This is a genomic window from Imperialibacter sp. EC-SDR9 (assembly GCF_902498805.1).
Lineage (GTDB): Bacteria > Bacteroidota > Bacteroidia > Cytophagales > Cyclobacteriaceae > Imperialibacter.
This window is the reverse complement of sequence record NZ_LR701637.1, coordinates 370,762-395,066: the sequence shown is the minus strand read 5'-3', so window position 1 is coordinate 395,066 and position 24,305 is coordinate 370,762. Positions and strand designations below refer to the sequence as shown.

The following is a 24,305-nucleotide window of genomic DNA, read 5'->3' as shown; positions in this document are numbered from 1 at the left end:
TAACAACCTAGAAATACCATAAAAAATGGAATTGACCATTCCCTCTATGAGCGATATCAAACGGGCCCACACCCGAATTGCTCGTCACATTCTGCAAACTCCTGTACTCACTTCGCATAGCATTGATGAAATGGTTGGCGCCAGTGTTTATTTTAAATGCGAAAACTTCCAAAAGGTCGGGGCTTTCAAAATGAGGGGAGCTGTGAATGCCATCTTCTCCATTGTGCCTGAAAACCGGACCAAGGGGTTCGCCACACACTCGTCGGGCAATCACGCACAGGCCGTTGCCCTCGCATCTAAAATGGCCGGTGTAAAGGCCTACATTGTGATGCCAAGCAATTCGGCCGAGGTGAAGAAAAACGCTGCAATCGGCTACGGTGCCGAGGTCATTTTTTGCGAGCCCACTCTGAAGTCAAGAGAGGACACATTAAAGAAAGTAACAGCCGAAACAGGAGCGACATTCATCCCTCCCTACGACGACTCGGCTATCATCGCCGGCCAGGCTACTGCTGCCAAAGAGCTGATGGAAGAGGTAGTGGATTTGAATGTAGTAATGGCCCCTGTAGGTGGTGGCGGCTTGCTAAGCGGCACTGCCCTCGCTTGCCATTACCTCTCGCCTAAAACTGCGGTTATTGGGGCCGAACCTGAGTTAGCAGACGATGCCTATCAGTCGGTGAAGAAAGGCAAGCTGATGCCTGCCAGGCCGCCAGTGACAATTGCCGATGGCCTGCGAACAAGCCTGAGCCCGCTTACCTTTGAGATCATCAGAAATCACGTTAAGGAAATCGTCACCGTTTCGGAAACTGAAATTGTCGACGCCATGCGCATCATCTGGGAGCGTATGAAAATCATCATCGAACCTTCATGCGCCGTACCCTTTGCCGCTTTGTTGAAAAGAAAAGAGGAATTCAAGGGGCAAAAAATAGGCATTATACTCACCGGTGGCAATGTTGACCTGGAAGACCTGCCGTTCGGTAAGTCGTTCGCCAAATAATTTCGTCACTAGCTGATCTGTTCGTGTTTAGTTCTGTTGAATACCCAGAAAATAATTGGGAAGACGAGCAGTGTTAGAACGGTCGCTGTAATCAGGCCGCCAATAATCACCACAGCCAGTGGTTTTTGCGATTCGGAGCCGATTCCAGTTGACGTTGCGGCCGGGATCAGGCCTATTGACGCCATAAGGGCGGTCATCACCACTGGCCTTGTTCTGACTTTCACACCCTCTATGATCGACTCATTGAGTGACAGTTTTGCCTTAATGTTTTTGTGAAATTCGGAGATAAGAATTACCCCATTTTGGATACAAATGCCAAATAGGGCAATAAAGCCGACACCGGCAGAAATTCCGAAATTGATGCCTGTCATGTGAAGGGCCAAAATACCTCCGATGAGGGCAAAAGGTACATTGGCTAGCACAAGGAGCGAATCCTTTACATTGCCAAACATGATAAACAAAAGCACAAAAATACCGATGATGCTGATGGGCACCACCTCTCCCAGCCTTTTCGTCGCTCTCACCTGGTTTTCAAACTCGCCAGTCCACCCTACGCTATATCCGACCGGCAAATTGATATTGGCTGATACTTTTTTCTGTGCCTCCTCAATCGTACTCCCCAGGTCTCTTTCACGCACTGAAAACTTCACGCCAATAAAGCGCTTAGTATTGTCCCGATAAATAAAGGCTGGGCCTGAAATGGTTTCAATGGAGCAAATTTCCTTCAGTGCGATTTTGGCCCCGTGAATGGTGGGTACCTTGAGGTTCGCAATGTCCCTCTCGTCTTTCCTGTAATCCTTGTCATACCTGATGCGCACATCAAATTTCTTTTCTCCCTCGTATTTCTGAGTCACTGTTTTGCCACCAAAAGCCATTTCCAGTACAGCTTGCGCATCGGCGATGGTCACTCCATAGGCAGCCATCCTCTCCCTGTCAAGAACTACACTGATTTCTGGTTGCCCAAGGTTCCTCAATATGCCCACGTCCTTAATGCCAGGCACGTCCTTTATTTGTTCAATTACCCGGCCAGCTATTTCATCAAGGTCGTCGAGGTCATCGCCGTAAATTTTTATCGCATTGGATGCGTTGATTCCCGCCACCGACTCGGCAACGTTGTCAATAATTGGCTGAGAGTAGTTGTAAACGATGCCCTGATAGTTCCTCAGCTTTTCATCCATTTCCTCGACCAATTCGTCCAATGAGATCTTTCGCTTCCACTCCTCCTTTGGCTTCAGGTTCACTTGCATCTGCACATAGTAAAATCCACTTGGGTCAGTACCGTCGTTGCTTCTTCCCGTTTGGGAAAGGACACCATTTACCTCCTCAAAACTCTGAAGCTCTTTTCTAAGTGTGGCTACAGTCTTCACAGTTTCGTTCAGGCTGGAGCTCATCGGCAGCTTGGCCTCCACCCAAAGCGCCCCCTCATTCAACTGCGGTAAAAACTCGGTACCCAAAAACTTTGATGAAAAGAGCGTAACCGCCAGCAAAATAAGTGCTGTAATCAATGATATTTTCTTGCTCCTGAATGTCCACAAAAACCCCTTCTCAACCATTCTATTCCAGATGTTTACAAACGGATTGTAGGTCTCCTTTACATTCTTGTTAAGCAGCAGGTGTGAGAGAACAGGCACCAATGTAAGCGTGAAGATCAAGGCGCCAATCAGGGCAAAACCCAGTGTGTAGGCGAGGGGGGAAAACATCTTACCTTCCACCTTCTGAAAGGCAAAAATTGGCAACAGGGCGGTAATGATAATCAGCTTGGAAAAAAATATGGCCTTGCCAAGTTCTGCTCCGGTTTTCTTAATCATTCCAGCCTTCGCCAGCTTGTTAAAGTTGGCCATTCCTCTGTGCCGGGCCATGTGGTCGAGCGATACGAAGAGGCCTTCCACCATCACCACTGCGCCGTCAATAATAATCCCAAAGTCGACAGCTCCCAGCGAAAGCAGGTTAGCACTCATGCCCTTCATCCGAAGACAGAGGAAAGCGAAGAGCAGCGAAAGAGGAATGATGATAGACACGATCAGCGTGGTGCGCCAATCGGCCATGAAAAGAAATACAATAACAGTTACAAACACAATCCCCTCAAAAAGATTGTGCATAACGGTATTGGTGGTGTAGGTCATCAGGTTGTCCCTGTCGTAGAAGGTTTCCATTTTCACATCTGACGGCAGCACCCGGGTATTAAGCTCTTCTATTTTGGCTTTCACTCTCTCCAGTACCTCCTTAGGGTTCTCACCCTTCCTCATCACAACAATGCCTTCGACTACATCATCGTTGTCGTTCAAACCTACCTGGCCCACCCGTGGCATTGAGCTTTCTATTACCTCAGCCAGGTTCTTCACAAGCACCGGGTTACCGTTTGCATCATCGACGATAATGTTCTCAATGTCCTCCGGGCTTTGCAGCAACCCAATACCCCGGACAACATAGGCCTGACCATTCTTTTCTATCACATCCCCCCCAACGTTGAGGTTACTCTTCGCCACGGCTTCATACACCTCAAGGGGTGTTACATCGAACTGAGCCAACCTGTTGGGGTCAATACTTATCTCATAAACTTTCTCCTGACCACCAAACGCCACAAGGTCGGCCACGCCCGGGATGGAGCGCAGTTGCCTATCGATCACCCAGTTTTGAATAGTAAGCAACTCCCTGGTGTCTCTGCTTTTGCTTTTCAGCGTATACCGGAAAACCTCGCCAGTCGGGCCGTAGGGTGGTTGCACATCAGGCTCCACGCTTTCGGGCAGCGACACGTTTCTGAGCTGATTATTGACCTGTTGGCGGGCAAAGAAGTCTTCTACATCATCATCAAATATGATTTTTATGACGGAAAGACCAAACATGGTAATGCTGCGAACGCTGGTTTTCTTCTGAACAGAGTTCATGGCGATTTCTATCGGCGTAGTAACGAATCGCTCAATTTCTTCTGCACTTCTTCCGTTCCACTCGGTTACGATGATGATTTGGGTATTAGTAACGTCTGGAAATGCCTCGATGGGCATATTTTTGAAACTGATAAAGCCAGCAATCACGAGTATACCGACCCAAAAAAACGTGAAGGCCCGGTTCTTGAGCGAAAAGGCAATAATGCTTCTAATGAACTTATTCATGAACTTTAGTCAGTTAGGGCGTCGTAAATGAGCAGCTGATTGTGGGTAACTACCCTGTCTCCTTCTTTCAATCCGGCGGCGATATAGGTGATGTCACCCAGCTGCCTGAAAGTCTCGACTTGTCTCACTTCCAGGTCAAAACGATCGTTGAAAACGACCACAAAGTTTTTACTCTTGTCAAAGATTACGGCATTGGAAGGAACAGCCAGCATTTGCATGTCTTCAGTGTAGCTGACACGAATCGACGCTCTCATTTCCGGTTTCAGCAGATAGTCACTGTTGGCCAGTTTTATCCGAACTTTCATTGCTTTAGTGGCCGGGTCAATGATGTTGAATATCTTGTCCACCTTGCCATGAAATACTTTGTCCTTGTAGCTAAGGGTAGTGACAAATGCATCTACCCCAAGCTTCACCTCATTGATGTCGCTTTCGTTCACGTTGGCAATGGCCCACACGTCATCTATCTGGGCAATGTCAAAAATGTTGTCCGTCCGGTCGGCTCGCAGCTGCATGTCCTGATTGATGTTTTTCTCAATCACAAAACCACTAATAGGCGACACTACCTCATAGATTGAACCCGATTTCATGTTGTAAATCCGGTAGGTCTCCTCAATTCGGTTGAGCTGCGATTGCGCCTTTTCTTGCTGGCTTTTGGCTTCAATCACGTCTCTTTCGGCCACAAGCTTTCCCTCATAGAGCTCCTGCGCTACTTTCACGTTATTCAGCGCCACCAATACATCGTTCTTTGCGTCCTGTAGTTCTTTCTCGAAGCCAGCCACCTCGGTACTTCTAATAGTGGCGAGCAACTGACCCTTATTCACATAGTCACCAAGCTCCACATACACTTTTACCACGTTACCTCCCACCACCGGAAATACTTCGATCAGCTTATTGTTGTCGGTGGTAATCTTACCATAGAACCTCAGCTCATTCCGAAGCGGCTCCAGAACGGCTTTGGCCGTAGTTGTGGACTTAAGCATGGCATCGCTGAGCACAAATGTCTGTTCTTTTTCACTTGTGTCCGCATCCTGTTGACGGCATCCCAAAAGGGCTGCCAACACTGTCAGGAGAACGATTGGTAGTAGCTTTCTCATTGTTTATTTATTCAGAAAACTGGCGTAGAAGTCGTGTAATTAATTCGCTCGCAGGCACCTGCGAAGTCTTTTCTAATGTTGTTGGACTGGATAATACTTTGCTGATAGCTTTCCATAAAATCGGTAAACTCTATCAGCGAAATATTCCTTTTCTGGAAGTTGGCCAGCACCCCGGCATACACTCTGTCGAAATTGTTGAAGTCGGAGTTGGGGGAGCTGATGTACTGATAATTGGCTGAGGCCTCTTCGTACTTTTGTAAAGCTGTAATGATCTCGTTTTGCAACTTTGACGACTGCAACTCATATAGCTTTTGCGATTGCGCTAACTCTGCCTCGGCTAGTTTGATATGCCCCTGATTTCGGTTCCAAAGTGGGAGAGGAAGGCCCAGCGTAAGATTTACCTGATTTTGGAAGGCACCTCCCCGTTGATCGTAAGACGCTCCGAGAGTAAGGTCAGGAATAGCCAAGGACTTCTGCCACTTCACGTTCCATTGATTCGACTCTACGTGCTGGGATGCGTACAATAAGTCTGGCCTGTTAGCCGAAGCAGCCTCCGCAAGCACGTTCACCTCTAGAACCAGGCGCTGCTCATATATCTGTAGCTCGGCAGTTGTGGGATTGGGAACAACATCTGTCCCGGAATCCAAAAGCAACCTGAGTATCGATTGCTGTTCTATGATATCGTAAGCCAGCATGGTTCGGTCATTCTTAAGTCCGAGATAAAGCGACCGGAGCCGCACCATGTCTTTGAGGGCAATGTTTCCTTTGTTCACCTGCACTTCGTACGCCGCCAGAAGCGAGTCGACATTGCTTATTTGGTTGTCGAGTGCCGCCACTGACACCATGTCGTAATAAATGGAGAAGTAGCTAAATCGCAATTGGTACTTCAAGTTCCGAAGAAGATCATTGAACTGAAGCTCAGCCAGCTTCACATTGGACCTCGCCAGGTTCACCTCATTCTTTTTCTGCCCTCCAAGGTGAATAAGTTGCTCAATAGCAAAACCCTTCTGTCCGGCCTTCCCAACATCCAGCACCTTATTGTCCTGCGGGTTCAAAGCATTCAACTCTGCGGAAAAGTAAGGGTTGTCCCAAAGCTTTGCCTGGATCGCCCGTGCTCCCGCTGCCTCCACATTGTATTGTTCAGCGAGCAGAAGGAGGTTGTCGTTCAAAAACTTCGACTCAGCCTCGGCAAGTGTATAGCCTCCCTGCCCCAATGCCCTAAAAACTGAGACCAAAAACAAAAAGCCTGTGATATAATAACGCATCCTTTGCTTACCGTCTTAAATAAACTGGTAGCAAATAGACGGAGGCGAGCTTATAAGAAGCTTAAAGACTGGCTTAAATAAACCTTAAATTTTAAAAGTGGCCACCACTTCGTTTTTACGAGCCTCGGGAATCCTATAGGTGATGGATGCCCCGTGGTATTGAAGAATTCGTTGCACGATGCCCAGGCCAAGCCCGCTTCCCGGCTTATTGGCGGTATTGGATCCTCGCTTGAACGCCTGAAAAAGCCGGGTAAGCTCACTCTCAGAGGGTGTTTCTCCACTGTTAACAAGCACTAGTTCGATTGTATCGGTATTGGTGCGCAATGTGCAAAGCGCCTGCTGATTGTCAGAGTACAGGTAGGCATTTTTCAAAAGGTTAGTAATGGCGATGCCCAACAGAATTTCGTCCCCCTCTATTTCCAGACTTATCTCCTGGCTGGTATTGTTCTCTATTTCAAAGTGAAGTTTGAAGTCGGGGTAAATCCTGGAAAGTTTTTGTGAGCAAGCGAACACCGACTCGTCAAGCCTCACCTTCTGAAAGGAGCCCAGCCCTTTCTTTTCGTCTATTCTTGATAAAATGAGGAGAGAAGTGACAACGTCGGATAGCTGATAAGTATCTCCAGAAATGCTTCGCAAGGTCTGCCTTGCCTCCGGCGAAAGGCTCTTCTCATGCGCCATGTTTTCAAGCTGTGTAACTATCCGGGTAATGGGCGTTCGAAGCTCATGCGATGCGTTGGACGCAAATTCTCTCTGCCTTTTATAAGAGCGCTCTATCCGGTCAAGCATCTGATTGAACGAACCCGAAAGCATGTCGATTTCATCTTTTTTGCCGGAAGCCGGAAGCCTGATATTAAGGTTATTGTCAGTAATCTGCTGAATCTTCTCCCGCACAATGTCCAGAGGGAGCAGGCTTTTCTTACTAAGGTAAAATGACAAGATCCAAACGGTGGTTGCACCCGCAAAAAAGGCCCCCAACAAAAGATACTTCAGGTAGTCGAGCTTTCTGTTTCCGTATTTGTCTTCGGCAGTAACCAGTGCAAAGTAATCCTTCTCGTTGGAGTCGTAATACATGCCATAAACATCATACTCGTTACTCCTTTTAAAAAAAGTCTTATTGTCCCTCAGGTACTTTAAGTCTTCCAGGTCCCAGCTAATGACAGCATCATCGATACTGCTATAAATCATATCTAAACTGTCGTTGAAGATCAAGATTTTCTCATTATACAGCTTGTGGATGGTGTTCCTGTCGATGATTTTGAGGAGCTGATAATCTACTTCTTTTACTTCTACAAGAAGCTTGATGGAGGTGATGGCCTTTTCCTGAAGGCGCTCCTCAAAATCCTCTTTTCTGAATTGAGAAAACAGCGAGAATATCATCAGAAGCACAACCCCCAGAAGCGCCGAAAACAGCAAGCTAAAAATGATTGAAAATCGCTGCTTCAGGTTCATGTTACTCTTCCTCCTTCAGATAATATCCAAAGCCCGGTCGGGTGTGGATAAGTTTCGGGTCAAAGCCCTTGTCTACTTTGTTTCTCAAAAAGTTGATATACACCTCAATAGTGTTGGTGCCTGTTTCAAAGTTGATGTCCCACACCTGCTCAGCAATAGCTTGCTTTGAAACAACCCGACCCCGGGCATTGGCCAGCAACTCCAGAAGTCGATACTCTTTTGGTGTTAGCACGATTTCCTTTTTTGCCCTCCACACCTTCATCTCATCAACCGAAATCTCCAAGTCGGCGACCTTCAGCAAACTGTCGGGCGTCTTTTGAGGTGACACACTTCTGCGCAGCAATGCCTTGATGCGGGCCAACAGTTCTTCAATCTGAAATGGTTTTACCAGGTAATCGTCCGCTCCATATTCAAGCGCTTCCACTTTGTCTTCTACTGCACTGTAGGCGGTTAACATCAGGATGGGAGTAGCGCTGTCTGTCTGTCTTATTTTTTTGCAAACCTCTATCCCACTCATGGAAGGCACATTAATATCTAGCACATACAACTGATAGCTACTGGCTTGCAGCTGTTTAAAAAAAACCACGCCGTCGTATACCACGTCGCAAGTCATACCATGACTAGCAAAAAGCCGCTTGAGCTCATTGGCCATCGTAAAATCATCTTCCAGCAGCAGTACGTTGGTCATGGTTTAAAAAGTGAGTGGCAACAGTTCACAATTATACGAGTAATAGAGATTCATAAGGGCACTTTTTCAGAAAGGATCACGCCACCCCCACATACAGCCCATCCTCCCTCCACTCCAACGGGCAACAGTCCAGGTCGCCGCCTCTTTGCTCTGCCTCCTCCCCAGTTTCCATGTTGAAACGATAGGTGTGCAATGCACAAACTATTTCACCGAAGGGATTGACCCTCCCCTGGTGCAGCGGAAACCTCATATGTGGACAAGCGTCGTGAAAAGCAAAAACTCCTTTCGGCGTCATCACAAGGCAAAGCGTTTTCCCGCCAGCAGTCAGTTTTACCGGCTTGTTCATCGTCAGACTGTTTTGCATGGCCTGTTCGCTGGAAAATACCTTATACCATTGCATGTATTGTGACTATTACGATTATTTTTACCCCGATAGCTAAAATTAGAACAACGATGCTCGATTGCCAAAGAGATAAATTTTTTCTGCCTGAAGGTGTTCCCTACCTCAACTGCGCCTACATGTCGCCCATGATGATCAAGGTTGAAGAAAAAGGCATCGAGGGTATGCAAAAAAAGAGGTTTCCCTATCAAGTCTCACCTCAAGATTTTTTTTCGGATACCGACGAGTTAAGGAAGCTGTTTGCAGAGATAATTGATACCCCTGAGTCCAATCGAATAGTTGTGATCCCTTCTGTGTCTTATGGCATGGCCACCGTTACCAGGAACCTGAAGCTGAGCAAAGACGACGAGGTTATTGCTGCCGGAGAGCAGTTTCCAAGCAATATTTATCCCTGGATGAAGGCTTGTAATGATCAGGGAGCGGAGTTCAAAATAATTGCTCCGCCCGAGCTGGCAGAAGGACGTGGAAAGAAATGGAATGAGAACATTCTGAAAGCCATCAGTAGCAAGACCAAGCTTGTGGCGATCAGCCACTGTCATTGGGCCGATGGTACTGTTTTTGAATTGAAGAAAATTCGGCAGCGCACCAGGGAGGTTGGTGCTTTGCTGGTCATTGATGGCACGCAATCTGTTGGGGCTTTCCCATTCAGTGTAAAAGAAATTGAGCCCGATGCCCTGGTTTGTGCTGGGTACAAATGGCTGATGGGACCTTACTCCATCGGGCTTGCCTACTACGGCCCACACTTTGACAATGGCTCACCGGTGGAAGAAAACTGGATCAACCGATTTGAAAGTGAGAATTTTGCTAACCTCATCAACTATCAGGAGAATTATCAACCCGGCGCACTCCGCTATGAGGTAGGCGAGCACAGCAATTTTATTCTTGTGCCCATGCTAAAGGCTGCTCTCAAACAAATCATCAAATGGCGGGTGCCTGAAATAAGCCGGTATTGCACTCAACTCACCCGGGAGGCTATTACCATTTTGCGCAACAAAGGCTATCTGATCGAAGATGACGCCTATCACTCTCCTCACCTCATTGGGGTTAGGTTCAAAGAAAAGACCTCTTTTGAGAAAACCCAGGCCCTCCTTCAACAGCACAAAGTCAGTGTTTCCGTCAGAGGCACCTCTATCCGCATTTCACCCAATGTTTACAACAATTTCGACGACATTTCTGTCTTACTTAAATGCTTCGAATGATTAAGGTTAACCAAATGGTAGGTTGTTTTCAGCCTATGCTAAAGCCAACCGCTCTAACCTTACTTCTGCTGTGTTTTTTTCATTCCATTTTTGCTCAGGTTCCAGTGATGGAAAACAACCCCGCCACACTAAAATGGAACGAGATAATAACCGATAACTTCAATGTGCTCTTTCCCAAAGGCTTTGAAAAAGAAGGTCAGCGAATGGCCAACACCCTGGAACACCTCCATGGCCCTGTCTCCAAGTCGCTGGGCAAGAAGCCCAGACCTATCCCCATTCTGTTGCAAAATCAAGGAGTTATCTCCAACGGGTTTGTAACACTGGGGCCCAGACGATCTGAATTTTATACCTCTCCTCCTCAAGACTATAAGTTTCTCGGCAACAACGATTGGCTCAACACGCTGGCTACCCACGAATACCGGCATGTGGTGCAATTCGACAAATCTATCACGGGGATCTCAAAGCTCGGCTATTGGTTTTTTGGAGAGGACGTCCTGGCGGGCCTGGCATTTATCTCAACGCCACTTTGGCTTTGGGAGGGCGACGCCGTGGGGATCGAAACAGCCATGTCCGGTTCGGGCAGGGGTCGTATTCCCTATTTTCAAGCACTTCACCGTGCCAATCTGCTCGACAGAGGTGGCTTTAAATATCAGAAGCAGTACTTGCGATCCTACAAAGACCAGATACCCAACCACTACCTCACCGGCTACCTGATGACTACCTTCCTTCGCAGAACTTACGGTGATGACATTCTGGACAGAGTAACCGAACGTTCCTTTAGCTGGCCAATTCTCCCCTTCACATTCTCCAGGGCACTGAAAAAAGAAACCGGACTCAACCTCACCAGAAACTACAACCTCATGAGTGAGGAAATGGAAGGGCTATATGAAAACCAGGTGGCCGACCTGAAGCTGACAAGTTTCGAGTCCGTCAACCAAAAGAGGCGAAAGGCCTACACAGAATACGCCTATCCCCAGTTATCGGCTGATCGGAGTGTGCTGGCCATCCGGTATGGCATCGGCGACATTTCTCAGCTCGTAGAACAGGAAAGTAATGGGAGCTGGAGAGTGTTGCACACGCTTGGTGTTTGGGAAGACAATGGTTACCTGTCCTCAGGCGGCAGCAAGGTCGTTTGGAACGAGATTCTTTTTCACCCCCGCTGGGACAAAACCACCTATTCCTCAATCAAAGTTTTTGATTTGAAAACAGGAAAAGCAGCTACCCTGGGCAAAAGAAAGCGGTACAAAGGAGCGGGCATTTCGCCAGATGGCACAATAGTGGTTACCATAGAATCAAGCATCGACAATCAGTTCAACATTGTGCTGCTCGACGCAAAAAGCGGTAATGTCCTCAACAGATTCGAAAACCCGGGCAATCACTTCTATTCCATGCCACAGTTTGCAAGCAACGGGCTGTCGATAGTAGCGCTGAAGCATGCTGCTCCCAGAAAAAGCATCGTTAGCATTGACGTTAAATCTGGTCAGGAAACTGAATGGATCACCTCATCCACTGAAAACCTCGGGCATCCTGTTCTGACGGGAGAATGGCTGCTCTATGCCTCCGATGCATCCGGGCTCGACAATTTATATGCACTTAATCTTTCTTCTAAAGAGCGTTTCCAGATTACTTCCTCGAGGGTAGGGGCCTACAACCCCAGCGTCACAAGCGACGAAAGTTGGGTTTACTACAACGAAATGACCAAAGATGGTTGGGACATTGTTCGGATTCCGTTCGAACCTGCGGGCTGGACTAAACTCCAGGACATGGTGGTCAATCCGGTCAATTATTTTGAGCCTTTGGTACTGCAGGAAAACCAAGCCGACATACTTAACACCGTGCCGGAGGTAACCTTTGACGTTAAAAAGTACCAGCAGTTCAAACACCTTTTCCGGCCTTATGGCTGGGGCTGTATAAACACACTCAGCGACAGACAAATTGAGCTGGGGCTATACTCGCAAAACATTCTGAGCACCATGTATTTGGATGCCGGGTACACCATTAACCTCACTGAAGGTACCGGGTACTGGTCGGCCAATCTCTCCTACCAGGGCTTGCCTGTCATTCTTGATGCAGGCGTGCTGTCTGGCACCAGATCTGTTTTTGAAAATGTCAACAACGACAACAGACTGTACACCTGGACTGAAAAGGGACTCAACGGCGGCCTTCGCATTCCTTTTCACCTCACGCACTCAAAGTATCTGGAAGATGCTTCCGTGGCAGCTATGTTTTCCTCCACTCTGGTTGAAGACTATGCCAATCCGGTGCTGGACATTGACCAACAGAGAAATGGCTCCCTTTATTCTGCGCAATACAGCCTAAGCTACTCCCGGCTTCTCAAACAAAGCAAGCGTGATATCTATCCAAAGTGGGGGCAATCGGTTAGCCTCAGCTATTTTGACACGCCGTTTAAAGGAAGCGATTACTTGTCGACGCTGTGGTCGGGAGAGGCGTACCTGTATCTGCCAGGCTTGCTAAAACACCACTCAGTGAGATTGAGGGGCGCCTACCAAAAAGAGGATATCAACAACTACAGGTTTCGCAGCCAGGTTCAGTATGTCAGAGGCTATGGCTACACATCGTTCAAGGATCTGACCACGTTTTCCGCTAACTATGCGCTACCGCTAGTTTGTCCTGATCTCGCTCTGGGCCCATTGCTCTATGTACAGCGAGTTCGGGCGAATGCATTCTATGATTATGGAATAGGAACCACACCCTCTTCCGACGTCACGTTCAGCTCGGTAGGCCTCGACCTCTTCTTGGATTACAATATCATGAGATACCTGCCTGTTTTTTCCACTGGTGTCAGGATGGTGTACATCCCAGATCAAAACACCTATGTTTTCAATGTGTTGCTGGGTTCGATTGGCTTCTAGTTACTTCTCCACCTTCACACCTTTCCAAAAAGCCACATAACCCTCTATGTTTCTGGCTAGCTCGCTGGCTTTAGGGTAATACCAGGCGGCGTCTTTGTTTTGCTCTCCCCCCACTTCCAAAGTGTAATAAGAAGCCGTCCCCTTCCACGGGCAGACTGTATGAGTGTTGCTCGCTTTAAAAAACTCGCTCTTGATGGTGTTGGCAGGAAAGTAGTGATTGTTTTCAATAACAATGGTGTCATTGCTTTCTGCTATTACCTGGCCGTTCCAAATCGCTTTCATAGGTACTTGCTTTTGTTGTACCTGCTTAACATGAAAATGAGGTATTGGTTCTGCAACCCGGTTTTTTTTGGCCCAACTATCTTCCAGCTGACAAAAATCAGTTCTTTTTATTTGGACTGATTTTAAATAGGCGTTATTTTTGCGTTGATTTTAATAGTCTATGCTACCAGAAGACGCTCAGGAACTTTTCAAAAATGGAGTAGGTGCTTTGTACCAAAGCACTTCTAACAAGCGGTTCTACCTTGTTTTTCAGGGTGTGGTGCAGCCTTTCAATGCCATTCAGTTCAGTCGGCTCAAATCAAAAATGGAGGCAGTTAATCCTGAAAGTCTCCTGCTTAGTCACTCCCTTTGCGACACCGAGGTTGTGTATATCCCGTCAATAGATGTATTGCTCGTTATGAGGGTGCAGGAAATGATCGGTTTGAAAGACCTCTTCGCCGGGGCGGCCACCATGCTTGAGCTGACCTCAATTCTTTATAAGCGGGTTTACAACGTACTTATTTAAAGTGAGTTCGATATAAAAATGTTGCAAAACATCACCAAGGGGCGTCATTGCGGAAATTTTCTTCAGATATTTTTCTGATCTGAAGAAAATTATCCGCAATCTCCGCCTCAAGACATTTGAGATTCCGGATAAATATTGGCCCATTTTCATTTTAGGCCAATATTTTCCGGAATGACGACATTCTTATATCGAACTCACGTTATTTAGTTTAATTACAAATCAGCCACCAGCTACACTTTTTGGCTTCGATTCCTGTTATCTTAGCCTATTGAAACCAGATTTTGTTATGAAGGATATTGTAAGAATGAAAACCTCACTTTCTGAAGAAATTGAGAAACTTTTGAACGAGCAAGTGCGCAGAGAAGCCATCAGCTCCTTCAACTATTTAGCCATCTCGTCCTGGTGCGAGCGCAACGGTTACGTCCATAGCGCCAGGTTCTTTGAGCTCCAGTCCGATGAGGAGCGTGCGCACATGAAAAAGATATTCAACTATATCTCGAGCGTGGGCGGAACCGCCATTGTGCCGGAAATCACCAACATTGTGCAGGAATTCGACTCTTTCAAGTCCGTTTTCGAAATTGCGCTGGAGCAGGAAATTGCCATTACTCATTCTATCAACAACATCGTTGATAAATGCTACAAAGCTAAGGATTACACAACTGCTTCTTTTCTCGACTGGTTTATCAACGAACAGGTAGAAGAAGAGGCTACTGCAAGAAGGTGTCTTGAAATATTTGAGCTTGTCGGTGAAGAAGGCGTTGGCAAGATTCTTATCGACAGAGAAATCGGGAAGACCCGAGGCACGGCAGAATAGCTGCAAAACTACTTATGTTTGAAGGGCTCCCAAAAGGAGCCTTTTTTATTTCATACCCTTATTGCCCTGTTTATCGTATTATTTCAACAGGTCAGGAGAGATGGATCCATTTTGATCTTTCAGGGGCCTACTTTTAGCTATTGGTTATTTTTTATCTTCAACTAATGAAACGGATTTTCTATCTGGTCTGCGTTTTTACTGTGGCTTGCCTGTGCCATCTACATGCCCAAAACAGGGCGAGAGACGAAGAGCCAAAAGTGTTGTTCGGAGGCGAAAAAATCAATATTTCCGGGTTTGGAGGAATCATCCTGGAATTCTCATCCGTTGAGGGTCATGCTGCCATTATGAATGGCGGCGGTGGAGCGGTACTCTTCAACAGGTCGCTCTTTCTCGGTGGTTACGGACTTAGTCTGTCCAACAGCGTTCACAAGGACGCTATGGGGATCAGGCGGGAAACCAGTTTTACCCACGGTGGTTTTTACGCTGGCTATGTGTTCTTTCCCCACAAGCTGATTCACTTTGGTGTGAGCAACAAGCTGGGCTGGGGCGTGCTCCGGCTAACACCCGAAGATGCCTTTTTGTCGAGTGCCGCACCCATATCAGACAATGTGTTTGTGTGGGTGCCACAGCTAGACGCTGAAATGAACTTCTCTCATTGGTTCAAAGTCAATGCCGGTGTAGGTTATCGCACCGTAACAGCTGTCAACAATTCATTTTACGACAATAAAGATTTTAGCAGTCCATCATTCACCTTATCGTTTCTATTCGGTTGGTTTAAATAAGACATCATGGAACAATCACAAAGACGTTTGGTCTTAGGTCTCTTTCTCATCGTCATCGGTGTGCTTTTTCTCCTGAGAAACCTCGATATCATCGATTTACCGTGGTATTTCCATACCTGGCAAATGCTACTCATTGGACTTGGAGCCTTCAATTTCCTCACCGGAAATCGTTCATCTGGCTTTATACTTGCCGGCATAGGAGCCGTTTTTCTGCTTCCCGACATTATGAGTTTCAATTTCAGAGATATTTGGCCGATTGTTTTAATCATTATCGGAGCAAGTCTCTTCTTCCGTAATAGAAACAGAGCTGACGAGGAAGCGCCGAACTAAAAGTCTGCCTGGCTGATGAAGTCGCCCTTTTCGCTGGCAACACCCCTCATCCGGCCCCTTGTTGCAAAAGGCACGGTTACGTCAGGCATAATCAAGCACCATTGACGCAAAAAAGGCAGCCTCATTCGAGACCGCCTTTTATCATTAGCTGGGTTGTAAAACAATAAACTATTCCTACTTACTTGTTCCTTAGCTGTGTTGAAAAACAAATTCCTTTTTTGAGCTTCCTGGCTTTGCCTAACCGGCTTCATTTCTGCACGGGTTGCTCTGTTACTTACAATACAAATGTAGGGCTGATGTAAGAATCATTTTCCCCCTACTTGGTATAGCCATTACCCGTGTACTTTTTTTTCAACAAAACGATGATTTCCGCAGGCCGAGCATATTCAAAAACGTTGAAATGAGCACATTGGTGACTCTTTTTTAACGTGAAGCCGTTTATTTACCCCACGGCTGTTTTTTCGGCTGGCCAAACTGATTATATTCGCAACGTAAAAAACAAAAGCAATATGTTTAATCCTGCAGTTACTTCTGGTGTTGATCTTTTCGTTTACATCGCTATTGGACTTATCTCTCTTGTCAATGCGCTTCTTTTCGTTAACGCAAGAAAAACGAAAGCTAAGGCTGAAGAGAACCACAAATAAGGCACTGCTTTCAGAGAAATGAGTGCATCCGGCTCATTTGTTTCTGTAGAAAATGAGCAGAAAGTATACGCCATTGGCGATATACACGGCTGCATCAATACGCTAAAAGCTTTATTGGATCAAATTGACTACAAGGGGCAATCGCCTCTTTTTTTATTGGGTGACTATGTAAATAAGGGGCCCTCTTCAGTCGACACCCTCAACTTTATCATCGATTTAAAAAGCCGGTTTCCCAAAGTCTTTCCTCTGGCAGGCAATCACGATCAGTACCTCCTCTCCTTTCTCACCAGAGACGACGACGATTGGCTGGATTCCTCGGAATACGCCAACATGAAACGTTATGAAGAGTATCAGACCATTTCTGCCGACGAAAAGCGGCTATTTGTAGATTTTCTTCTTACGCTTCCCCTGTACTACGAAACTGAAACCACCTTTTTTGTACATGCCGGGTTCAACTTCGAAAGTAAAAGCATTTTTGACGATACCAGTGCCATGATCAACACGAGGGCTTTTCACTATGACGCCCGCAAGGCCAGCAACAAGCGCCTCGTTCATGGACACCTTCCTGTAGAATTGGCAATTATGAAAAAAAGAATAGAGAGAGAATTTCCAGTGATTCCACTGGACAATGGTTGTGTGTATTCGGGCGAAAGAAAGGATATGGGATCGCTCTGCTGCCTTGAACTAAACAAAATGAAGCTTTTCACTCAGCCCAGAATCGACTAAATGAAAAATCCCGGAAACTGCCGGGATGCAATTGCAGGTACCAGCATGCTCGTTATACTTCCAGGTCTTTGTTGTGGCTGCTCACTTTGCTGTTGGGCAAAATAATGGGGCAAATAATTGCCAACACAAACAAAACGCCAATAATAACTACCATTGCCATAGTTCTGAAATTTTAATGAGAGCCCAAATATAGATCAATATTGTATTGACGCCAACAAATAGTTTAACTGGCTGATAATCTCATTAAATTTATCGCCAGCCCTTACCTGTTCTATACAACTCCCTGCTGTAGCATGGCGTCCGCTACCTTTCTGAACCCTGCGATATTGGCACCCTTCACGTAGTCAACAATCTTGCTGCCAGCACCGTGGTTAACACAGTTTTCATGAATACTTTTCACAATAATTTTAAGCCTGTAGTCCACTTCGTCCCTCGTCCATGACAGCCGTTGGGAGTTTTGTGCCATCTCCAGTCCAGAAGTGCCCACACCGCCAGCATTAGATGCCTTACCCGGCGAAAACAACACATCCTTGTTCCTCAGAAAGTGCATGGCTTCGGGGGTAGTGGGCATGTTAGCTCCTTCAAAAACGCCAATCACTTCATTCTTCACCAGTGTTTTGGCGTCATCTTCGTCAAGCTCATTTTGAGTGGCACAAGGGTATGCTATATCGCACTTTGTTCCCCATGGCGTCTTTCCCTCGTGAAACTCCGCCTTGAACTTGTCAGCATATTCTTTTATCCTGCCTCTTCTTACATTTTTCAGGTCCTTAATAAAATCGAGTTTCTCTGCGTCAATGCCAGCGTTATCATAAACAAAACCAGAAGAGTCTGACACCGTCACAACTTTTGCGCCCAGTTCAATAAGCTTCTCGGTGGTGAACTGAGCTACATTTCCTGAGCCAGAAACGACAGCCGTTTTGCCTGCTATATCATGACCATGGTGGCGAAGCGCTTCGTCGCTGAAGTAGACGCAGCCGTAGCCAGTCGCTTCAGGCCTGATCAGGCTGCCGCCATAGTTCAGCGACTTGCCTGTGAGCACGCCCGTAAACTCATTGGTTACTTTCTTGTATTGCCCAAAAAGGAAGCCTATTTCCCTGGCGCCTACGCCGATATCGCCTGCCGGCACATCCGTGAACTGGCCGATATGCCTGCAAAGCTCAGTCATGAAGCTTTGGCAAAACTTCATCACCTCATTGTCGCTTTTTCCCTTGGGGTCGAAGTCGGAGCCTCCCTTACCTCCGCCCAGCGGAAGGGTTGTAAGACTGTTTTTAAATACCTGCTCGAACGCCAGAAATTTAAGTATGCTCAGGTTGACCGAGGGGTGAAACCTCAAACCACCTTTGTATGGCCCAATAGCAGAATTCATTTGTATCCTGAACCCTCGGTTCACTTGAATCTCCCCTTTGTCGTCCAACCAGGGCACCCTGAAAATCACCACTCGCTCTGGCTCCACCATCCTCTCCAAAATTTTGGCCTTTTTGTACACAGGATGCTCCTCCACAAAAGGAACTATCACCTCGGCAAACTCCAATACAGCTTGCAGGAATTCCTTCTCTCCGGGGTTTTTTGCTGCAGTTCTTTCCATAAATGCGGATACTAAAGCAGTGTGGTTCATATCTCTTTTTTTTAGGTGTTGATTGATCTCAAAAAATTAATATAAAAGTTTTCAGTGACAAACGTAAACTCAGCGAAAAAAACCACCTTCAGAGGGCGCCCCACTCCGTTTGCCGGTGCCTGGCACAATGGTCATTTGAAAGTAAATGGTTATTTTTGTGTGAAACGTAAAAAATGTCGCTTAACCACCCCATTGAACTAACCAAAGCCCAGGAGTCGAGGGCTGCTATTGAAAGAGTTTATATCGAAATGCGCCACCTGTTCAACAGTGGCATCTACAAGCCGTCCGGCGCATCCGGCCAGCAGCTTACCGATTCACTTCTCACCCTCAGGCCAGAAATTTATGGCTCCATGAACGACCCCTCAAAGGTTGAGCTGGATGGCTTGGTATACGTGATCGAACGGCTTCCAAAGGGTATAGAGGAGTGTCGTTTCATCCGGCTGATCTCAGAAGAAGGTTATCACAAATCTGGCTTTGAAGTACTCATTCCCCATGCGAGAAAAAGAAATTGCTACAGGATTGATGACGAGCAAATGTTCATTGAGGTAACCAGAGGCAGAAGTGAGATTTACGACATTCTCACTCACCTTACCTTCATGTACCACGAAGCGGAGAAAATTAAAGAGCATGCCTATGACGGGGGTGGTAACCTGAGAAAAGAATGGCTTGCACTGGAAAAGTTGGTCACCAGTGAGCAGGATTTGAAAGGAAAAAGCAAGGAGCTTGCCTTCACTTACCTGTCGACATTGCTGGGTAGAACCTACGAGGAAACAAAGGCGGCTGTTATGCGCCTACAGTCGTCCAAGTCGAATAACAATGGTCTGTTTCACATTGTCTACTGGCTGGGAACCCTGATCATTCGTGAAAAACAGGAAAGCAAAACCATCGAAATTTCGTTTTCTCCCACCCTCCGCCAGCGCATTGGACACCACATGTACGGTGAGCGCTGGTCACAGCAAATCAACAAATACCTGATAAAGGCAAAGCTACTCGACCGCCCCATCCATGTTATCAGCGCCAACCTTCACAGTTTCCTCAACACTCTTTACAGCTTTGCGGCCTTAAAAGAATCGGAACGCAAGAAGCAAAGCCTGGAAGATGTAGCGCTTATGCTGAGCGACCCGAAAAACAAAGAGCTGAATGATCGTGTGGAAGCGTTTGCCTCCAAAAATGGCCTCCACCTTATCAAAGACAGCAACGGCACTAACATCTCTGCTCAGGTAATCGATACCGCTAAAATCAACTTTGATCTCCTTCCCACGGAGATTAAAGCAGACCTGGCAAAGGCCAAGAGCAAGAAACCAGTGCTGATTGTTTTCGATTACGCCTTTGGCGAGCAGGCCTACGAGATCATGGATGAGCTGTTGAAACCGCTGGAGGAAAACGATCAAATTTCGATCAGGGTGGCTTCAATCAATATCATGGGCAAGGCGGGCATATTGCAGGGAGGCAAAGGAGACATTATGATCCCCACAGCCCATGTGTTCGAAGGCACTGCGGACAATTACCCCATTGTCAATGATTTCAAGGCCAACGACTTCCACGCAAAGGGGTTATATGTTTGTGAAGGGCCTATGATCACCGTGCTTGGCACCTCTCTTCAAAACAAGGAAGTACTGGAATACTTCGAAAGCTCCTCGTGGAATGCCATTGGACTGGAAATGGAGGGTGCACACTATCAGAAGGCTATTCAGTCACACGCAATTATCCGCAACAGTATTAGCAGAGATGTGGTACTAAGGTACGCCTACTACGCATCTGACAATCCTTTGGTAACGGGCAACACACTTGCGTCGGGCAGCCTGGGCCTTGTAGGTGTAAAACCGACCTACCTGATCACCACTGCCATTATCAACAAAATCTTTCAACAACAAGATTAGCCACGCACTCAGAAGCAGAGCTTTTCTGATACGGAAAGCAGTCTCCGTTTTCAGCGATTATGGAAGAAATATTACATCTGTAATGATAGGGTAATAGAATAGTAATGAACAAGTTACGCTGTATTACGTTATTTACAGTAGCTAATTGTACCAAATCATGCAACTGAGTAATCTACAATCGGAAATTCTTCACTCGGTGGAGAACCTAAAGACAGATCAGCAAAAAGATGTGCTTGAATACATCTCAGAACTGCAACTAAATGATCAGCGGGTCAAAGCAAGGCTAAAGAGCCAGGCGCTAAAGGAAATCAGGCTCGCCCTGAAGAATGAGGCGTTTGCTTAGTTAGTCTTCTGACAGCACGATTATCTTGTCCTTACTGGAAAAGGTAATCAGATCAGATTTCTTTGGGTTAACCACTACCCCGTAGCCCTGGGTGGCATTTCTGGCATCGGAAATTTTCCGGTAGCCAATAGCTACTTCATTCTTTCTGGCTGCCGACTCTAGAATCGTGTAGAAGTTTACCGGCTTATCTACGTTGATATAGTCTGTAACCGGTTTTATGTAAATCTCAGAACCGTCTGCGTCAAAAAGATCCTCAAAAACCCTCATCAGGTACTTGTTCTCAGCTACCTGAGTCATCAATAAACTCAGCAGTTTATCGCTAACTATAAAATCATCGGCACTGGTAATATCTGCCAGCTGCCTGTTTCTCATGTCGAGCATTTCCGACACAATGTTCATTTTTCGTGGAGAACTGGAAGAAATATTACGCAGGTGAAGCAGGGTGATTAGTGTTTGGGCATCCGCTTCCTGAATGGGGTAGTACTCCTGATAGCACAGCAGCATGATATAATCGAACGTCTGGCATTTCTGCATCTCCAAAACTGCCCTGTCCGTTGTGTCAACCATTTCAAACTCAAGAGTGAGGTTGCTCACTGTCTTTTTAAGCTTCTCTATCGGCGCTACCGCATCGTCAAACTTTGAGATTACCTTAATTGAAGACCCGGGCTGCACATAGTTGTCCAACTCCTGGATAATTGTTTTGGCCCTATTATTCCAGCCAATCAGCAAAATTGTCTCGGCATGGGGAACATCTACTTCGTTCGTTCTTATCGAGCCTTCTTCCAAATTGAAATTCGTGCGATTAGACACAATCATTGTGTCATCATCTTCGGTTACTCCAATCATTAAGTCGCCAGGCTGAATGACGGTGCTCATTGGCGGATTTACCTCCACGTGATTATCGGAGGCGAACTGAATGCCTATGATGGCCGAGTCTTCATAGCTGAAAATAGCCTCCCGAAAAGTCTTGCCAACCAGCTTCGGCTCCTCTACAAAATAGATTTCATCGCCGCCAAAATCCATCAGCTCGATATAAACAACCGATAGCCCCGACTGACGACTTGTTTGCACCATGATTTTGGAAACAAAGTCGTCGGAAAGGATAAGCTCCACCTCGTCCTTGCCCACCATTTTTGCAACTTCGAAGTTCCTTTTGTTTTCTATTTCCGCTGTGATATGATACGGCGCCTGCCTCCTGTGTGGGCTGGAAATGATGGCCAGAATCGTCTTAATAATCTGACTGTCAGAATTCTCATTCTCTTTATCCAGAATGATGATCGACTTTGAATTAACTGGGTTGCCAATCTCGAGGTCGTGGAGGTCGATAGGGTTGCCTGTTCTGCAAATTATCTTGGTGTTCTTGGTATTGCCAATTTTGTCCTTTATCTCGTCTTCCATCAACACCTTATCCTTGTCAGCCAGGATCACAATTTTAGGATCCTTCTGGTTTTCGTTGGCGATGATCAGCTCTGGAATGATGGTGAATATTTTTGAAGACCAGCCCAGGATGAGCACATGGTCCTGCTCCATTACGAACGAACGACCTTTTCTTAGCTGATCCAGCTTGTCCATGATACCATTGGAAATCAAACCGATCAGGATACTGAGGATGACAATACCAAGCAGCGTAACCAGGAACATGAAAATCCGGAAATCCCAGTGGCCATCATGCTCGCCAATAGTACCGGGATCCAGCACGTGCATCAGGCTTGTCCAAAAGGTGTCAACGAAGTTGAGCCTGGTTACCTCATCGGGGTGAATATTGGCCAAATATAGAATGGTGGCGAACATCAAAACCAGGAGCAATGCCACCAAGCCCAGGTACGAAATAAGCTTGGTAGAGCCAGCGGACATGAAATTATCAAATGCGTATTTCAGCCGGGCCTTGGTTGATTGGTTATTCATTTAAAAGGTTTAAACAGCTCAAAAAAAATTCCATTTCGTCGATAGAAACAAAATTATCTAATTTACCAGTATAGTAAAGCATAAACGTTTCAATTACCGGATATATTTGGGATAAAACACCTTTGGCAGTGAGATGGTTATAAAATTGCTGGCTGAATACAACTGTATTCTGTGATTCACCGTCCCTTCAACTATAAAAGAAGGCTCAAAACCACCCGGTAAGCCGAAGATAATCATACAGCGTCACCCGGAATGCTTCTCTTTTTTCGTCAGATGTAAAAAGCGGCACTTTCTCTCCATCTTTACGAAGCGCAAATCGACCCCCATCCATCATCGCATTATAAAGAGTGGCTGAAAAGGTCAACTGGTCTCGCATATTCCCCTCCCGATAAATAAGGTGGTAATCGGGAAGAGTGTCGCTGCTGACCGTTACATCGATTTCTTTTATTGCGCTCCACTTCTCTGACCAGTTAAGCATCAAATAGGCCCTGTCCTGTCGCCAATTGAACACAATGGTCGGCACCACCGGCGACAATGAATCTTTGTCCCATGTTTTGTGGGTATAGAGGTAAACCCCAGCCTCTTGCTGTTCCGTTGTGGTGTAGGCCGACTGCCGCATGTTCTTGAAAAAGAGTTCGGAACGGTCGGTCGTTTTAAAGTCGAGTTTCTCAACATCAACTTTTTTGCCTTTGTCAACGTTACATGCTAGTAGAAAAAATACACCCCCTACTAAGGTCAATACATTTTTCATTTGGTAAGAATAGTGCTTCCTTTGAACACAAATGTCTCTCTGATTAGTTTTCCGTCTTATAACAATTAAACAATGAAGAAAATACTTATTGCTATTGTATTGCTGGTTGTCATTATCGGTTTGGCTTCATCCTGTGGTTATAACAAGATGGTCAGCCTTGAAGAAGGAGTTAGTGGGCAATGGTCTCAGGTGGAAAATGTTTACCAGAGAAGGGCCGACCTTATCCCCAACCTGGTGAACACAGTAAAGGGCTATGCTGATTTTGAAAAAGAAACCCTCACCCAGGTGGTCGAAGCCCGGGCCAAGGCAACGTCCACAACCATTCGTGCCGATAACTTGTCTCCTGAAGGAATGCAGCAGTTTCAGCAAGCTCAGGACGGGCTTGGTTCGGCACTTAGCCGGCTGATGGTGGTTGCCGAGCGTTATCCTGACTTGAAAGCCAATCAAAACTTTCTCGAGTTACAGGCTCAACTTGAGGGCACCGAAAACAGGATTGCTGTTGAAAGAAAAAAATTCAATGAAGTAGTTCAGGCTTACAATACAACCATACGGAGGTTTCCAGGCAACATTACAGCCGGTTTGTTTGGGTTCGATAAAAAAGGCTATTTTGAAGCTTCTGAGGGTGCAGAAAAGGCGCCTGAGGTAAAATTCTAGAC

The 24,305-nt window shown here is 46.3% G+C and carries 22 protein-coding genes; 12 read left to right on the top strand and 10 right to left on the bottom strand.

Features of this window, described 5'->3' with window-relative positions; translation table 11 throughout:
• The first annotated feature begins 25 nt into the window (after positions 1–25).
• Entirely contained in the window at positions 26–994 is a 969-nt protein-coding gene (locus tag GC130_RS27085; RefSeq protein ID WP_152001500.1) for a threonine/serine dehydratase, read from the top strand.
• A gap of 8 nt (positions 995–1,002) precedes the next feature.
• On the opposite strand, the gene GC130_RS27080 is transcribed toward GC130_RS27085, so the two are convergent.
• The 6 genes from GC130_RS27080 to GC130_RS27055 all read right to left on the bottom strand — a co-directional run bounded on the left by GC130_RS27080 (position 1,003) and on the right by GC130_RS27055 (position 9,000).
• On the bottom strand, positions 1,003–4,104 hold the full coding sequence (locus GC130_RS27080) for an efflux RND transporter permease subunit (RefSeq protein ID WP_152001499.1): 3,102 nt from the start codon (positions 4,102–4,104) through the stop codon (positions 1,003–1,005).
• 5 nt (positions 4,105–4,109) lie between these two features.
• Positions 4,110–5,198, bottom strand: a complete 1,089-nt coding sequence (locus tag GC130_RS27075) for an efflux RND transporter periplasmic adaptor subunit (protein ID WP_152001498.1) — start codon at positions 5,196–5,198, stop codon at positions 4,110–4,112.
• Positions 5,199–5,209: 11 nt separating this feature from the next.
• On the bottom strand, positions 5,210–6,463 hold the full coding sequence (locus GC130_RS27070; protein ID WP_152001497.1) for a TolC family protein: 1,254 nt from the start codon (positions 6,461–6,463) through the stop codon (positions 5,210–5,212).
• An 84-nt stretch (positions 6,464–6,547) separates the two neighbouring features.
• Positions 6,548–7,912 carry a histidine kinase dimerization/phospho-acceptor domain-containing protein gene (locus tag GC130_RS27065; RefSeq protein WP_152001496.1) on the bottom strand — a complete coding sequence of 455 codons (1,365 nt, stop codon included), beginning with the start codon at positions 7,910–7,912 and terminating at the stop codon, positions 6,548–6,550.
• Between the two features lies 1 nt (position 7,913).
• A complete protein-coding gene (locus GC130_RS27060) occupies positions 7,914–8,600 on the bottom strand; it encodes a response regulator transcription factor (protein ID WP_152001495.1) in 687 nt (228 codons plus the stop codon).
• Positions 8,601–8,676: 76 nt separating this feature from the next.
• Entirely contained in the window at positions 8,677–9,000 is a 324-nt protein-coding gene (locus GC130_RS27055; protein WP_152001494.1) for a Rieske 2Fe-2S domain-containing protein, read from the bottom strand.
• A 53-nt stretch (positions 9,001–9,053) separates the two neighbouring features.
• On the opposite strand from GC130_RS27055, the gene GC130_RS27050 reads away from it, so the two are divergent.
• Both GC130_RS27050 and GC130_RS27045 read left to right on the top strand, forming a co-directional pair.
• Positions 9,054–10,199: an aminotransferase class V-fold PLP-dependent enzyme gene (locus GC130_RS27050; RefSeq protein WP_152001493.1), complete on the top strand. Its 1,146-nt coding sequence runs from the start codon at positions 9,054–9,056 to the stop codon at positions 10,197–10,199.
• Entirely contained in the window at positions 10,196–13,072 is a 2,877-nt protein-coding gene (locus tag GC130_RS27045; protein ID WP_193218035.1) for a DUF5050 domain-containing protein, read from the top strand. Before GC130_RS27050 ends, GC130_RS27045 begins: the two co-directional genes overlap by 4 nt.
• Here the strand turns inward: GC130_RS27045 and GC130_RS27040 are convergent, their stop codons facing one another.
• A complete protein-coding gene (locus tag GC130_RS27040) occupies positions 13,073–13,354 on the bottom strand; it encodes a DUF427 domain-containing protein (protein WP_152001491.1) in 282 nt (93 codons plus the stop codon). It lies immediately after the preceding gene.
• Positions 13,355–13,514: 160 nt separating this feature from the next.
• Here GC130_RS27040 and GC130_RS27035 point away from each other — a divergent pair, with 160 nt between their 5' ends.
• The 6 genes from GC130_RS27035 to GC130_RS27015 all read left to right on the top strand — a co-directional run bounded on the left by GC130_RS27035 (position 13,515) and on the right by GC130_RS27015 (position 17,155).
• A complete protein-coding gene (locus GC130_RS27035; protein WP_152001490.1) occupies positions 13,515–13,859 on the top strand; it encodes a hypothetical protein in 345 nt (114 codons plus the stop codon).
• 286 nt (positions 13,860–14,145) lie between these two features.
• Entirely contained in the window at positions 14,146–14,673 is a 528-nt protein-coding gene (locus tag GC130_RS27030) for a ferritin (protein ID WP_152001489.1), read from the top strand.
• Positions 14,674–14,837: 164 nt separating this feature from the next.
• Complete coding sequence (locus tag GC130_RS27025; RefSeq protein WP_152001488.1) at positions 14,838–15,455, top strand: hypothetical protein; 618 nt, start codon at positions 14,838–14,840, stop codon at positions 15,453–15,455.
• Between the two features lie 6 nt (positions 15,456–15,461).
• Positions 15,462–15,785, top strand: coding sequence for a LiaI-LiaF-like domain-containing protein (locus GC130_RS27020; protein WP_152001487.1), 324 nt, complete (start codon positions 15,462–15,464; stop codon positions 15,783–15,785).
• Positions 15,786–16,294: 509 nt separating this feature from the next.
• Positions 16,295–16,429 carry a hypothetical protein gene (locus tag GC130_RS29150; protein ID WP_255471551.1) on the top strand — a complete coding sequence of 45 codons (135 nt, stop codon included), beginning with the start codon at positions 16,295–16,297 and terminating at the stop codon, positions 16,427–16,429.
• An 18-nt stretch (positions 16,430–16,447) separates the two neighbouring features.
• The gene (locus tag GC130_RS27015) at positions 16,448–17,155 is read left to right on the top strand and encodes a metallophosphoesterase family protein (RefSeq protein WP_152001486.1); all 708 of its coding nucleotides are present in this window, start codon (positions 16,448–16,450) and stop codon (positions 17,153–17,155) included.
• 271 nt (positions 17,156–17,426) lie between these two features.
• Here the strand turns inward: GC130_RS27015 and gdhA are convergent, their stop codons facing one another.
• A complete protein-coding gene (gdhA, locus tag GC130_RS27010) occupies positions 17,427–18,770 on the bottom strand; it encodes an NADP-specific glutamate dehydrogenase (RefSeq protein WP_152001485.1) in 1,344 nt (447 codons plus the stop codon).
• Positions 18,771–18,943: 173 nt separating this feature from the next.
• Here gdhA and GC130_RS27005 point away from each other — a divergent pair, with 173 nt between their 5' ends.
• Together GC130_RS27005 and GC130_RS27000 are read left to right on the top strand one after the other, a co-directional pair.
• The gene (locus tag GC130_RS27005) at positions 18,944–20,650 is read left to right on the top strand and encodes a hypothetical protein (protein ID WP_152001484.1); all 1,707 of its coding nucleotides are present in this window, start codon (positions 18,944–18,946) and stop codon (positions 20,648–20,650) included.
• 157 nt (positions 20,651–20,807) lie between these two features.
• Positions 20,808–20,993 carry a hypothetical protein gene (locus GC130_RS27000; protein WP_152001483.1) on the top strand — a complete coding sequence of 62 codons (186 nt, stop codon included), beginning with the start codon at positions 20,808–20,810 and terminating at the stop codon, positions 20,991–20,993.
• Here the strand turns inward: GC130_RS27000 and GC130_RS26995 are convergent, their stop codons facing one another.
• Complete coding sequence (locus tag GC130_RS26995) at positions 20,994–22,898, bottom strand: potassium transporter TrkA (protein ID WP_152001482.1); 1,905 nt, start codon at positions 22,896–22,898, stop codon at positions 20,994–20,996.
• Positions 22,899–23,103: 205 nt separating this feature from the next.
• On the bottom strand, positions 23,104–23,649 hold the full coding sequence (locus GC130_RS26990) for a hypothetical protein (RefSeq protein WP_152001481.1): 546 nt from the start codon (positions 23,647–23,649) through the stop codon (positions 23,104–23,106).
• Between the two features lie 72 nt (positions 23,650–23,721).
• On the opposite strand from GC130_RS26990, the gene GC130_RS26985 reads away from it, so the two are divergent.
• Positions 23,722–24,303, top strand: a complete 582-nt coding sequence (locus tag GC130_RS26985; protein ID WP_152001480.1) for a LemA family protein — start codon at positions 23,722–23,724, stop codon at positions 24,301–24,303.
• Positions 24,304–24,305 lie beyond the last annotated feature (2 nt).

Bases quoted from the DNA above. Each gene is read 5' to 3' on its own strand.
- GC130_RS27085 (WP_152001500.1), top strand. From the start codon at position 26: ATGGAATTGACCATTCCCTCTATGAGCGATATCAAACGGGCCCACACC.
- GC130_RS27080 (WP_152001499.1), bottom strand. From the start codon at position 4,104: ATGAATAAGTTCATTAGAAGCATTATTGCCTTTTCGCTCAAGAACCGG.
- GC130_RS27075 (WP_152001498.1), bottom strand. From the start codon at position 5,198: ATGAGAAAGCTACTACCAATCGTTCTCCTGACAGTGTTGGCAGCCCTT.
- GC130_RS27070 (WP_152001497.1), bottom strand. From the start codon at position 6,463: ATGCGTTATTATATCACAGGCTTTTTGTTTTTGGTCTCAGTTTTTAGG.
- GC130_RS27065 (WP_152001496.1), bottom strand. From the start codon at position 7,912: ATGAACCTGAAGCAGCGATTTTCAATCATTTTTAGCTTGCTGTTTTCG.
- GC130_RS27060 (WP_152001495.1), bottom strand. From the start codon at position 8,600: ATGACCAACGTACTGCTGCTGGAAGATGATTTTACGATGGCCAATGAG.
- GC130_RS27055 (WP_152001494.1), bottom strand. From the start codon at position 9,000: ATGCAATGGTATAAGGTATTTTCCAGCGAACAGGCCATGCAAAACAGT.
- GC130_RS27050 (WP_152001493.1), top strand. From the start codon at position 9,054: ATGCTCGATTGCCAAAGAGATAAATTTTTTCTGCCTGAAGGTGTTCCC.
- GC130_RS27045 (WP_193218035.1), top strand. From the start codon at position 10,196: ATGATTAAGGTTAACCAAATGGTAGGTTGTTTTCAGCCTATGCTAAAG.
- GC130_RS27040 (WP_152001491.1), bottom strand. From the start codon at position 13,354: ATGAAAGCGATTTGGAACGGCCAGGTAATAGCAGAAAGCAATGACACC.
- GC130_RS27035 (WP_152001490.1), top strand. From the start codon at position 13,515: ATGCTACCAGAAGACGCTCAGGAACTTTTCAAAAATGGAGTAGGTGCT.
- GC130_RS27030 (WP_152001489.1), top strand. From the start codon at position 14,146: ATGAAGGATATTGTAAGAATGAAAACCTCACTTTCTGAAGAAATTGAG.
- GC130_RS27025 (WP_152001488.1), top strand. From the start codon at position 14,838: ATGAAACGGATTTTCTATCTGGTCTGCGTTTTTACTGTGGCTTGCCTG.
- GC130_RS27020 (WP_152001487.1), top strand. From the start codon at position 15,462: ATGGAACAATCACAAAGACGTTTGGTCTTAGGTCTCTTTCTCATCGTC.
- GC130_RS29150 (WP_255471551.1), top strand. From the start codon at position 16,295: ATGTTTAATCCTGCAGTTACTTCTGGTGTTGATCTTTTCGTTTACATC.
- GC130_RS27015 (WP_152001486.1), top strand. From the start codon at position 16,448: ATGAGTGCATCCGGCTCATTTGTTTCTGTAGAAAATGAGCAGAAAGTA.
- gdhA (WP_152001485.1), bottom strand. From the start codon at position 18,770: ATGAACCACACTGCTTTAGTATCCGCATTTATGGAAAGAACTGCAGCA.
- GC130_RS27005 (WP_152001484.1), top strand. From the start codon at position 18,944: ATGTCGCTTAACCACCCCATTGAACTAACCAAAGCCCAGGAGTCGAGG.
- GC130_RS27000 (WP_152001483.1), top strand. From the start codon at position 20,808: ATGCAACTGAGTAATCTACAATCGGAAATTCTTCACTCGGTGGAGAAC.
- GC130_RS26995 (WP_152001482.1), bottom strand. From the start codon at position 22,898: ATGAATAACCAATCAACCAAGGCCCGGCTGAAATACGCATTTGATAAT.
- GC130_RS26990 (WP_152001481.1), bottom strand. From the start codon at position 23,649: ATGAAAAATGTATTGACCTTAGTAGGGGGTGTATTTTTTCTACTAGCA.
- GC130_RS26985 (WP_152001480.1), top strand. From the start codon at position 23,722: ATGAAGAAAATACTTATTGCTATTGTATTGCTGGTTGTCATTATCGGT.